This is a genomic window from Pedobacter jejuensis (genome assembly GCF_003725795.1).
GTDB classification, from domain to species: Bacteria; Bacteroidota; Bacteroidia; order Sphingobacteriales; family Sphingobacteriaceae; genus Pedobacter; species Pedobacter jejuensis.
In genome coordinates, this window is sequence record NZ_RBEE01000023.1 from 252,658 (window position 1) to 264,050 (window position 11,393).

Here is an 11,393-nt window from a genome sequence, read left to right on the forward strand (position 1 = left end):
TGTAAAATTATGTTATTTTGGATAGAAAAATAGCATCGCATATTTTATTACACAAAATGGACGTGAAAAAGTCGTTATTTGATAACCTGCAAAATTTCTTTGGGTTTGATAATTTCAAAGGTGATCAAGAGTCGATCATTACAAATATATTAGAGGGCAACAATACTTTTGTTATTATGCCAACGGGCGGAGGGAAGTCTATTTGCTATCAATTACCAGCATTAATGAGTGAAGGAACAGCTATTGTTATTTCTCCATTGATAGCTTTAATGAAAAACCAGGTAGACCAATTAAGGGCTTTTGGTGGTAATGATAGTATTGCACATTTTCTAAATTCATCCCTAAACAAATCAGAAATTACCCAGGTAAAATCTGATCTTTTAAGCGGTCAGACGAAATTATTATACGTTGCGCCAGAATCTTTAGCAAAGCAAGAAAATATCGAATTTTTAAATCTGATTAAAATTTCTTTCGTTGCTGTAGATGAGGCACATTGTATTTCGGAATGGGGACATGATTTTAGACCTGAATACCGTAAGATAAAGCAAGTAATTGCAGGCTTGGGTGATAATATTCCTATTATTGCTTTGACGGCTACTGCAACGCCGAAAGTTCAGCAAGATATTATGAAAAATCTTGGAATGACGGAGGCGACCTTGTTTAAATCATCTTTCAACAGACCGAATTTATTTTATGAAATCCGCCCGAAAAGGGATATTACTAAAGAAATTATAAAATACATCAAATCGAATCCCGGCAAATCTGGAATTATTTATTGCCTGAGCCGAAAAAAGGTTGAGGAGGTAGCCGAGGCGTTAAACCTAAATGGAATTAGTGCATTGCCATATCATGCCGGTTTAGAACCAAAAATACGGGCTGAAACGCAGGATAGATTTTTGATGGAAGACGCAGAAGTAATTGTAGCTACAATTGCTTTTGGTATGGGTATCGATAAACCTGATGTACGTTTTGTGATTCATCATGATGTGCCAAAAAGTATGGAGGGATATTATCAGGAAACTGGTAGGGCTGGCCGTGATGGCGGAGAAGGGGTTTGCATCGCGTTTTACGCACAAAAGGATGTAGATAAACTTGCAAAATTTATGAAAGATAAGCCGGTTTCTGAAAGAGAAATTGGTACCCAAATATTAAAAGAAGTTATCGATTATGCAGAATCGGGCGTTTGTCGCCGTAAACAGATTTTGCATTATTTTGGCGAAAACTTTAATGAAACAGGCTGCAATTGCATGTGCGATAATTGCAAAAAACCTAAAAAACAATTTGAAGCCGAAGAACAATTATCAACCGTATTAAAATTTATAGAGAAAACCGGAGAAAAATTTGACGATTCACATTTATTAAACGTTTTTCTTGGTTTGGAAACCGCTCAAACCATCGCATACGAGCACAGTAAAATTCCAGAATTTGGTATTGGCAAGCAAGATGGAGCCTTAATGTGGAAGTCAATCATCCGCCAGGCTGTACTAAATAATTTTCTTTTTAAGGATATAGACAATTATGGCTTACTGAAGTTAACCAAGCAGGGCAAAGATTTCATCATCAATCCTTATAGTTTAAAGTTCATTTTAAACGAACCGATAATTGAAACCGGAAGTGAAGATGATGATGACGATTTAAAACATGGTTCGGGAGCATTAGATACGCATTTACTACAGTTGCTTAAAGATTTGCGTAAAAAAATTGCCAAGCAAAAAAGTGTACCTCCGTTTGTAGTTTTTCAAGACCCATCTTTAGAAGAAATGTGTACGCATTACCCAATTACTTCAGAAGAATTGAAGCAAATTTCTGGTGTAGGTTCTGGTAAGGCAATGAAATTTGGTAGTCCATTTATCGAATTAATTAAAAAATACGTAGAGGATAACGACATTGAAAGGCCAATAGATTTAATCATTAAAACACAGGCCAATAAATCTCAAATGAAGGTTTCTATCATTCAAAATATTGATAGACAGATTGGTTTGGAAGACATTGCAGATTCTAAAGGCATCACTTACGAGGAAATTTTGAAAGAAGTAGAATCGATTGTAAACTCAGGAACGAAGCTAAATCTTAATTACTTTATTGATGAAGTGATTGACGATGACAGGCAAGATGAGGTTTTCGATTATTTTAGGGCAGCCGAAAGTGATTCTATCGATGAGGCACTTAATGAACTCGGCGAAACGGATTACACCCGCGAGGAAATTCAATTGATGCGAATTAAATTTATGTCAGAACTAGGGAATTAAAATTAGATTTGAGATAATAGATACTAGATTTGAGACAGTTCATGTTTTGAAATCTCATATCTCAAGTCTCAAATCTCAAATCTCAATTATGCTTAACTACTTAGATAAAATAAAAAATACAGATTCGGGAAATTTCTTTTTAATGGCTGGTCCGTGTGCAATTGAGGGCGAAGATATTGCCATGAGAATTGCTGAAAAAATAATTACCATAACCCATAAACTTAAAATTCCATATATTTTTAAGGGTTCATATCGCAAAGCAAACAGGAGCAAAGGCAGCTCTTTTACCGGAATTGGTGATGAAAAAGCGCTAAGAATTTTAGAAAGAATCGGTCGTGAGTTTGGTGTGCCAACTGTTACCGACATACACGAGAGTGGAGAGGCGGCAATGGCGGCCGCTTATGTAGATGTATTGCAAATCCCGGCTTTTTTATGTCGACAAACGGATTTGCTTATTGCTGCTGCAGAAACCGGGAAAGTGGTTAACGTTAAAAAAGGTCAGTTTCTTTCTGCAGGCTCTATGAAATTTGCAGTAGAAAAAGTGAAAGAGGCCGGAAACGATAAAGTGATTTTAACTGATAGAGGAAATACTTTCGGCTATCAGGATTTGATTGTTGATTATCGTGGTTTACCTGAAATGCAAAGTTTTGGAGTTCCTGTGGTGATGGATTGTACGCATTCTTTACAACAACCTAATCAAAGTAGTGGCGTTACGGGTGGTAAACCAGAATTAATTTTAACTATTGCTAAAGCCGCAATTGCTGTGGGTGCAGATGGTTTATTCATCGAAACACATCCCGACCCGGCAAACGCAAAATCGGATGGTGCCAATATGTTGCATTTAGATTTATTGGAAGAAACGTTAACCAAGTTAATTCGAATTAGACAAGCAATTTTATAATGGCCTTAAACAAAGGAGTTTTCTTAACAGCAGAATGGCGTAAATTAGCTTTGGCTCAATATGCTGTTGATGCTGAGATTCTTAAAAAATATTTACCTCCACATACCGAATTAGATGATTGGCATGGAAAATATTATGTGAGTTTGGTTGGATTTATGTTTTTGGATGTGAAACTGAAAGGTTTTAATATTCCCTATCATACTAACTTTGAAGAAGTTAATTTAAGATTTTACGTTAAATATAATGAAAACGGTATTTGGAAACGTGGTGCTGTTTTTATAAGTGAAATTGTACCATTGCCTGCGATTAGTTTTGTAGCAAATACCATTTATAAAGAGCATTACCAAACTTTGCCCATGAAACATACTTGGATAGAGGAGGAGCATCAAATTTAGGTAGATTATCTGTGGAAAAACAAGATATGGAATAAATTTTCGGTTACTGCTGCATCAAAAACTGAAGAGATTGCTGTTGGCAGTGAGGAAGAATTCATAACTGAACACTATTGGGGCTATACCAAAATCGGACCGAACAGAACTTCTGAATACGGAGTTGAACACCCACGATGGGAAGTTTATCCTATTAAAAGTTTTAACATCGACGTGGATTTTGCAGTAAATTATGGAAACGATTTTGCCTTTCTAAATGGTGCTGAACCAGATTCAGTAATCCTTGCAGAAGGTTCGGAAATAAGGGTTTTAAAAGGAAAGAAGTTTTAATGGACTGTTTGATTCAATATTACGATTTCTGTGAAGTTCCATAATTATGTTACTATCTAATCACATCGTTTTTCGAGCGAAGCCGAGAAATCTTTGTAACAAGCCAGAGGAATTTCTATACTGAAGGAACTTTTATTAAATGCTTCTTGTTTATTATCTTATTGAAAGATAAATACACAATTGCTAAATCTTTTGAAAGGTTTAACAATTGTATCATAAATATTTAAATCCTGTGGTAATCTCCACGCCAGTTTTTAATCGATTTTTTAATATCATCAGCAGATAGTTTTTCAGTAACTGCTCTATCAACCAAAGCTAAAAATTCTTCATCGCTCGCAAAACGTAGCGCCAGAATTTGTCCCAGTTTTAAATCAGCTGGTAAAGACTTTCCTGTCAAGATGAAATATCGTAACTTTTCTTCTGCTCTTGCCGCTCTATCTTGGGCTTTTAGGGCGAACATTCTTGCCATTACGGCAACAATTGCAATTAAAAAGAATGCCAATACAATTAAGCCTGTGATAATTGTTGGGATGGCGACATAAGCATAAATGGCTAAACCCAAACCTACAACAGTTAACGGAATGGTGAAGAAATGGAATAGTGGATAAAACCTTTTGTGGTTTTGGTAGTTTTGCGACATACTAAATTTTGGTGATTAGGAATGATGTTCTACGGTTGCTTTTTCTGCCAATTTCTGTTTTATTATCAGCAATTGGTTTGCTTGCGCCAAAGCCCTTAAAGGTAAGCCTTTTTGCATCAATTTCATTTTTAACCAAATAATTATAAACTGCATTGGCTCGGTTAAACGAAAGTTTTTCATTTAGTTTATCATCGCCAATATTATCGGTATGACCTTGGATTTCGATATTTACCTTCTCATTTTGATGCAGAAAATCGATTAATAAATCTAACTCCCTAATGGATGCCGGTAGTAGATTGTATTTATTGGTATCGAAGAATATATTTTTTAAAGTAACGTTGCCACCTTGTTTAATCTTTTCAATGTAAACTTCGATTTGATAAGGTTTGTTAATGTCACCAGCTTTGAGCTCAAAATTTTCCGAGTAAAATAAATAACCTTCGGCATTCACATTGAACAGATAATTGCTACCAATCGGCATTACTGCTAGAAATTGGCCTGTTTCAGGGTCGGTATAATCATAAAAAACTGTTTGGTTGGTTTTTAAATCGATAACCTGAACATTACTTTCAATCGTTTTATTGCTGTCTTTATCTCTTACAATCCCTTTAACGTAACTAACTTTCATTGGTTTCGCTGCTTCAGGTATGCCAAAACTATAAATATCTTGTCCGCCGAAACCATCTTTTAAGTTTGAAGAAAACAGGCCGAAATTACCATCAGCGCTTACAATTAATCCACTTTCATTTTCAAACGAATTAATGGGATAGCCTAAATTAATCGGTTTTTGAAATTTGCCGGTATCATCCATTTTGCTGTAATAAATATCTTTGTTTCCAAAGCCTGGCCAGCCATCCGATGAAAAATATAACGTCTTTCCATCTACATGCAGAAAGGGCGTATTTTCATCAAAAGCAGTATTAATTTCCGGACCAAGATTAATGGCTGGTCCCCATTTAGCATCATCAGTAATGGTGCTTTTCCAAATATCATAACCACCAGAACCACCCGGGCGATTGCTAATGAAATATAGGGTTCTACCATCAGGACTAATCGCAGGTTGCGATTCCCAATATTCGGAATTAACCGGTTTGCCCACATTGTAAGGTTCACCCCAATCTTTGCCCTCCCGATGCGAAACGTAAATATCGCATCTTCCTAAACCATCGGGACGATTACAGCCTGTAAAAAATAAATATTTTCCATCTGGAGAAATGGTTTGAGCACCCTCATTAAATTTGGCGGTGTTTATTTTTGTTGATAATGGTGTGGCTAAGTTCCAGGAGTTGTTTTTAAACTGAGCTGTCCAGAAATCTTCATTTCCATTAACCTGCCTGGTAAAAATTAAGGTTTCTCCATCTGCGGTAAGCGCCGGGAAATATTCGGCATCGGTTGTGTTCACCCCTTGACCAAGGTTTACCGGACTAAATTTAACAGGTTTTTTGATGGCGATAGATGCAAAATCACAGTCGGATAGGTATTTTTTTACTTTTTTAGCTCTTTCAGATGAAGAATCTTGTATTAGAAATTCCGCGAAATGTTGCTTGGCCTTATCGTATTCTTGTGTTGCAAATTCAGTTTCTGCCAAACCGTAGATTACAATTGGCGCTACATTTTTATTTATCAAAATTGCTTTTTGATAAGCAGCCTTTGCCTCGTTGTTTTTTTTTTCAAAACTGTAAACACTAGCCAGTAAAATATATGCATTTTGAAATAGTGGGTCGGCCTCAAGAGCGCTCTTTAAAACCTGTTCTGCCGATAAATAATCCTGTTTATCAATAAGTGGATTAGCTCTTTCGAAGAAATTTTGGGCTTTCTTATTGCTAGAGCTTTGTGCGAAAACGCTAAAACTTAAAAATATTGATAATAGGAAAAAACAAAACCTCATAAATACATTGGTTATTAAGCTAATGTATTGTTTTTAAGGAATATTTAAAAATTTGTGTGTTTGCAAAGAGATTTCCCATTTTGGATTGGCCATAACATATTCAATAATCATTGGCGTAATTTCTTTCGATTTTGACCATTCCGGTTGAAGATATAATTTACAAGTTGGAGATACCATTGCCGCATATTCTTCTGCCCATTTAAAATCGCTTTTGTTAAAAACGATAACCTTTAATTCATGTGCAAATGGTGTAATATCTGGACGAGGCGCTTTGAATTTTTTAGGTGATAAACAAATCCAATCCCAATTTCCCGAAAGTGGATAAGCCCCAGAAGTTTCAATGAAAGTTAAAATACCGCGTTCTTTAAGCTTATTTGTTAAATAATCAAGGTTGTAAATTAAAGGCTCGCCACCTGTTATTACCACGGCTTTACCCGGAAATTTATCGGCATTTTCTACAATCACATCAGCAGGTGTAAGTGGATGCATTTCGGCATCCCAGCTTTCCTTTACATCGCACCAATGACAGCCTACATCGCAACCACCCAAGCGAATAAAATAGGCTGCTTTGCCGGTATTAAATCCTTCGCCTTGTATTGTATAGAATTCTTCCATTAATGGAAGTAATGTGCCGTCTTCTGGTATGTCTTGTTTCATTTTTGAGGATGCAAATATCTTAAAAAAATATCGGCTAGGCGTTCATCTCCTAAAATTTAATCGAAAGATGAAATAACACTGATATTTAAATCCCTATTTTAGCCTGATGAAGTGGTTAAAAGCGCTAAATAAGATGCAGATTCCTACAAAGGGTAACATTAAAACGCTCGACGTAGGTGGAAAGCAGCTTTGTATTATCAATAATGAAGATGAAATTGTCGCTGCGCAATCTTTTTGCCCGCATGCTGGTGGTCATTTTTCTGGCGGATGGTGTAAAAATGGACATTTGGTTTGCCCGGTTCATCGCTACGAGTACAATTTGAAAACCGGAAGAGGAGCAGAGGGACAAGGCGATTACATAGATATTTATCCAACTGAAATCAGGGAAGATGGTTTGTATATTGGATTTGAAGAAAGTTGGTGGAGTAAACTTTGGGGGTAATTTTTAACCACAGATAAATAAGGATGAACATAGATACCATATCTAATTACTTGTTTATTCTTTAATTCCTTTGCCAAATTGTAAGCACTCCAAATGTGAGCTAACCACGCAATATCTAATTCAATAATTGTACAATTTACCAATATTTATATCTGTGTTTATCTATGAAAATCTGTGGTTAAATATTAATTCAATTCAGCAAATGCCTGTTGAAAAATTCCTGACAGTTTAAAACCTCTACTTCAGCGAAGTAAAAATCCTCAATATCCTCAGTAATAATGCATTTGCAATCAACAGATTCTGCTGCATAACATTCTAATCCATCCTCAAAATCGTGTATTGATTTATTTGATAATGTATTAAAAACACCTTCGGAAGAATTTGGAGCAATTTTAATATGTTGACAAAGCAAATCTATTTTTTGCTTAGCCAATACGGATTTGTGTTTCTTTTCTGCGAAGTAAAAAGCAATGGCTAGGCAAAGTGGTGATGTGTAAACTTCAAACTTTGGGTGCGATGCTAAGCTTAAAATTCTAGATGAATAAGTAAACAATGGATACTCTTTGTTTAAAACAGAAACAAGAACGTTCGCATCTAAAAATATTTTCACAGATTATTTTTTAGAAGAAAAGAATTCATCCATCGATGCTTTGCGACTAGCTTTAGGTGTTTTTTTATACTCAACTTCGCCTTCAGCAACCATACTTACCCAATCAGAAATAGGATAATCTTCTAATGATTTATAGTTGCTAGCTGTAACCTGAATTAATAAATGCTCAATTAAACGAGATAAGCTAATGTTGTTATCGGCGGCATATTTTTTAGCCTTTTTAACAACATCTTGATTAAAGCTTAAGGTTAATTTCGAATCCATAACATCAAATTTAAAAACAAATATAATTATTTTACGTAAAGCTAAAAATATTTACACGTAAAAAAGGCAACTCAAATAGTTGAGTTGCCTTTGAATATTTTATGGGATAGGTCTTTACCCTAAACCCTAAACCTTTCTTCCTTCTACCTTAATTATAGATTTCTTTCCTAGCCGATGCTAAAGTATTTTTTAGTAATCCAACAATCGTCATTAAGCCTACACCGCCAGGTACAGGCGTAATGTAAGATGAAATCGGTGCTACGTTTTCGAAATCTACATCGCCGTAGAGTTTAAAGCCAGATTTTGTTTCAGTAGAAGTTTCTCGGTTAATACCCACATCAATAACAATTGCACCAGACTTAACCATATCGGCGGTGATAAAATTCTTCTTACCGATAGCGGCAATGATAATATCAGCTTGTAAAACTTGTTCTTTTAAATCCTTTGTGCGAGAGTGTGTAAGCGTTACGGTACAATTCCCCGTGTTGGCATTTCGAGCCATTAAAATGCTCATCGGGCTTCCAACAATATTGCTTCTACCAACTACAACGCAATGCATTCCGGTGGTATTGATGTTATATTCTTGCAACATCAATAAAATTCCATAAGGCGTAGCCGGAATAAAACAAGGTAAATTACGCATCATTCTACCCAGGTTTACTGGATGGAATCCATCAACATCTTTCTTATAATCAATAGTTTCGGTAACTTTTTCCGGGTCGATGTGTTTCGGTAAAGGCAATTGAACAATCAATCCATCAACATCAGCGTCTTGATTAATTTCTTCAATTTTCGCTAATAATTCTGCCTCACTAACCGAATTATCGTATCTAAAAAGCGAAGATTTAAAACCTACCTTTTCACAATTTTTCATTTTGCTGGCTACATAGGTTTCGCTACCGCCATCATTGCCAACTAAAATTGCAACCAAATGCGGCTTGCGACCGCTAGTATTCAAAAATTCTGCAGCCTCCTCAGCAATCTGAATTTTAACTTTTTCTGATACGTATTTACCGTCTAATAATTTCATTCTTATAAGATGTGAGACACTAGATATTAGATTTGAGATTGGACGGTTAGCATCTAAAATCTCAAATCTAATATCTCAAATCTATTTTAATCTAATTTCAAAACTGCCATGAATGCACTTTGTGGAATTTCTACGTTTCCAACCTGGCGCATGCGTTTTTTACCTTTTTTCTGTTTCTCCAATAACTTACGTTTACGAGAAATATCACCACCATAACACTTGGCAGTTACATCTTTACGTAAAGCACTTAGCGTTTCGCGGGCAATAACTTTTGCACCGATAGAGGCTTGAATTTTAATTTCAAACTGCTGGCGAGGAATTAATTCTCTCAGCTTTTCACAGATTTTCTTGCCAAAATCGTAAGCATTACTGCGGTGAATTAGCGATGATAAAGCATCAACAGGTTCTTCATTTAACAGCAAATCTAAACGGACTAAATCCGATTTACGGTAACCAATTTGATGGTAATCGAAAGATGCGTAACCTTTGGAAATCGTTTTCAATTTATCATAAAAATCGAATACAATTTCTGCCATTGGCATTTCAAAAACCAGTTCAACTCTATCTGATGTTAAATAGGATTGGTTAATAATTGTACCTCTTTTTTGAATACAAAGCGACATTACCGGACCAACAAACTCAGCTTTGGTGATAATATTTGCTTTAATAAAAGGCTCTTCCACCGAATCCAATTTGCTTGGGTCGGGCAAATCTGATGGATTGTTTACGATAAATTCATCACCTTTTGTAGTATGTGCAATGTACGAAACGTTGGGTACGGTAGTAATTACCGTCATGTCGAATTCGCGTTCTAAACGCTCCTGCACAATTTCCATGTGCAGCATGCCTAAAAATCCGCAACGGAAACCAAAGCCCAATGCTGCCGAACTTTCAGGTTCGAAAACGATAGATGCATCGTTTAATTGCAATTTGTGCATTGCCTCACGCAGTTCTTCATATTCGTCGGTGTCAACTGGGTAAATACCAGCAAAAACCATCGGCTTAACTTCCTCAAATCCCTGGATGGAATCTAAAGATGGTCTTTCAACAGTTGTAATTGTATCACCAACTTTAACCTCGCGAGCTTCTTTAATTCCGGAAATAATGTAACCTACATCGCCGGTTTTAACCACGCTACGTGGCGACATATCCAGTTTCAGAATTCCAACTTCATCTGCTAAATATTGCTTGCCAGTATTGATGAATTTTACTTTATCACCTTTTTTAATTTCTCCATTTACTACTTTATAATAAGCAATAATTCCTCTAAACGAATTGAAAACAGAGTCGAAAATTAACGCTTGTAAAGGTGCCGTTGGGTCGCCAACCGGAGCTGGAACACGGTCTACAATAGCTTGAATAATATCAGGAATGCCCATGCCGGTTTTACCCGATGCCGGAATAATATCTTCACGTTTACAGCCAATTAAATCAATAATCTGGTCTTTCACTTCCTCGGGCATTGCCCCAGGTAGATCCATTTTATTTAAAATCGGGATAATTTCAAGGTCGTGCTCTAAAGCTAAGTATAAGTTCGAAATCGTCTGAGCCTGAATACCTTGAGATGCATCAACAATAAGCAAAGCACCTTCGCAGGCGGCAATAGAACGCGAAACTTCGTAGGAAAAATCTACGTGCCCTGGTGTATCAATTAAGTTAAAATTATACTCAATATCCCCAACTTTGTAGTTCATTTGTATGGCATGACTTTTAATCGTAATGCCTCTCTCACGCTCCAAATCCATGTTATCGAGCAATTGCGCCTGCGCTTCACGCTTCGAAATTGTCTCAGTATATTCTAATAACCTATCGGCTAGTGTACTCTTTCCGTGGTCAATATGTGCAATAATGCAAAAATTACGTATATGCTTCATCTTTGCGCAAAGATATAGTTTTTAATGGAAAATTTAGGATGGAAAATGGAGTAGTAAAACAAGTTATTTAGCTTTATTTGGAAACTGAAATCACTGTTTCTTCGGTTACTACCGTCTTG

10 protein-coding genes and 1 pseudogene are annotated in these 11,393 nt (G+C 36.1%); 4 read left to right on the forward strand and 7 right to left on the reverse strand.

Translation table 11 applies throughout. From position 1 onward, the window contains the following. The first annotated feature begins 56 nt into the window (after positions 1–56). The 3 genes and pseudogenes from recQ (at position 57) to D7004_RS11855 (ending at position 3,869) form a co-directional block, all read left to right on the forward strand. Positions 57–2,249, forward strand: a complete 2,193-nt coding sequence (gene recQ / locus D7004_RS11845) for a DNA helicase RecQ (RefSeq protein WP_123206062.1) — start codon at positions 57–59, stop codon at positions 2,247–2,249. An 88-nt stretch (positions 2,250–2,337) separates the two neighbouring features. Then, on the forward strand, positions 2,338–3,150 hold the full coding sequence (gene kdsA, locus D7004_RS11850) for a 3-deoxy-8-phosphooctulonate synthase (protein WP_123206063.1): 813 nt from the start codon (positions 2,338–2,340) through the stop codon (positions 3,148–3,150). After that, positions 3,150–3,869: pseudogene (locus tag D7004_RS11855) on the forward strand (YqjF family protein). Before kdsA ends, D7004_RS11855 begins: the two are co-directional and overlap by 1 nt. Positions 3,870–4,092: 223 nt before the next feature. Here D7004_RS11855 and D7004_RS11860 read toward each other — a convergent pair. Genes D7004_RS11860 through D7004_RS11870 form a run of 3 tightly spaced genes read right to left on the reverse strand, consistent with a single transcriptional unit; the run spans position 4,093 to position 7,054 of the window. Further along, positions 4,093–4,509 carry a DUF6526 family protein gene (locus tag D7004_RS11860; RefSeq protein WP_123206064.1) on the reverse strand — a complete coding sequence of 139 codons (417 nt, stop codon included), beginning with the start codon at positions 4,507–4,509 and terminating at the stop codon, positions 4,093–4,095. Position 4,510: 1 nt separating this feature from the next. Then, entirely contained in the window at positions 4,511–6,397 is a 1,887-nt protein-coding gene (locus tag D7004_RS11865) for an OmpA family protein (protein WP_123206065.1), read from the reverse strand. A gap of 33 nt (positions 6,398–6,430) precedes the next feature. Next, positions 6,431–7,054: a 7-carboxy-7-deazaguanine synthase QueE gene (locus D7004_RS11870; protein WP_123206066.1), complete on the reverse strand. Its 624-nt coding sequence runs from the start codon at positions 7,052–7,054 to the stop codon at positions 6,431–6,433. 106 nt (positions 7,055–7,160) lie between these two features. On the opposite strand from D7004_RS11870, the gene D7004_RS11875 reads away from it, so the two are divergent. After that, positions 7,161–7,496 (forward strand): Rieske (2Fe-2S) protein, encoded by a 336-nt coding sequence (locus tag D7004_RS11875; protein WP_123206067.1) that lies wholly within the window; start codon positions 7,161–7,163, stop codon positions 7,494–7,496. Positions 7,497–7,686: 190 nt separating this feature from the next. On the opposite strand, the gene D7004_RS11880 is transcribed toward D7004_RS11875, so the two are convergent. The 4 genes from D7004_RS11880 to lepA all read right to left on the reverse strand — a co-directional run bounded on the left by D7004_RS11880 (position 7,687) and on the right by lepA (position 11,274). After that, positions 7,687–8,106, reverse strand: coding sequence for a PIN domain-containing protein (locus D7004_RS11880; protein ID WP_123206068.1), 420 nt, complete (start codon positions 8,104–8,106; stop codon positions 7,687–7,689). Between the two features lie 3 nt (positions 8,107–8,109). Continuing rightward, on the reverse strand, positions 8,110–8,370 hold the full coding sequence (locus D7004_RS11885; protein ID WP_123206069.1) for a DUF6364 family protein: 261 nt from the start codon (positions 8,368–8,370) through the stop codon (positions 8,110–8,112). 148 nt (positions 8,371–8,518) lie between these two features. Next, positions 8,519–9,400 carry a bifunctional 5,10-methylenetetrahydrofolate dehydrogenase/5,10-methenyltetrahydrofolate cyclohydrolase gene (locus D7004_RS11890; protein ID WP_123206070.1) on the reverse strand — a complete coding sequence of 294 codons (882 nt, stop codon included), beginning with the start codon at positions 9,398–9,400 and terminating at the stop codon, positions 8,519–8,521. An 86-nt stretch (positions 9,401–9,486) separates the two neighbouring features. Continuing rightward, positions 9,487–11,274: a translation elongation factor 4 gene (gene lepA / locus D7004_RS11895; protein WP_123206071.1), complete on the reverse strand. Its 1,788-nt coding sequence runs from the start codon at positions 11,272–11,274 to the stop codon at positions 9,487–9,489. Positions 11,275–11,393 lie beyond the last annotated feature (119 nt).

Excerpts from the sequence above, each read along its gene's own strand:
- recQ (WP_123206062.1), top strand. The coding sequence starts at position 57 with ATGGACGTGAAAAAGTCGTTATTTGATAACCTGCAAAATTTCTTTGGG.
- kdsA (WP_123206063.1), top strand. The coding sequence starts at position 2,338 with ATGCTTAACTACTTAGATAAAATAAAAAATACAGATTCGGGAAATTTC.
- D7004_RS11860 (WP_123206064.1), bottom strand. The coding sequence starts at position 4,509 with ATGTCGCAAAACTACCAAAACCACAAAAGGTTTTATCCACTATTCCAT.
- D7004_RS11865 (WP_123206065.1), bottom strand. The coding sequence starts at position 6,397 with ATGAGGTTTTGTTTTTTCCTATTATCAATATTTTTAAGTTTTAGCGTT.
- D7004_RS11870 (WP_123206066.1), bottom strand. The coding sequence starts at position 7,054 with ATGAAACAAGACATACCAGAAGACGGCACATTACTTCCATTAATGGAA.
- D7004_RS11875 (WP_123206067.1), top strand. The coding sequence starts at position 7,161 with ATGAAGTGGTTAAAAGCGCTAAATAAGATGCAGATTCCTACAAAGGGT.
- D7004_RS11885 (WP_123206069.1), bottom strand. The coding sequence starts at position 8,370 with ATGGATTCGAAATTAACCTTAAGCTTTAATCAAGATGTTGTTAAAAAG.
- D7004_RS11890 (WP_123206070.1), bottom strand. The coding sequence starts at position 9,400 with ATGAAATTATTAGACGGTAAATACGTATCAGAAAAAGTTAAAATTCAG.
- lepA (WP_123206071.1), bottom strand. The coding sequence starts at position 11,274 with ATGAAGCATATACGTAATTTTTGCATTATTGCACATATTGACCACGGA.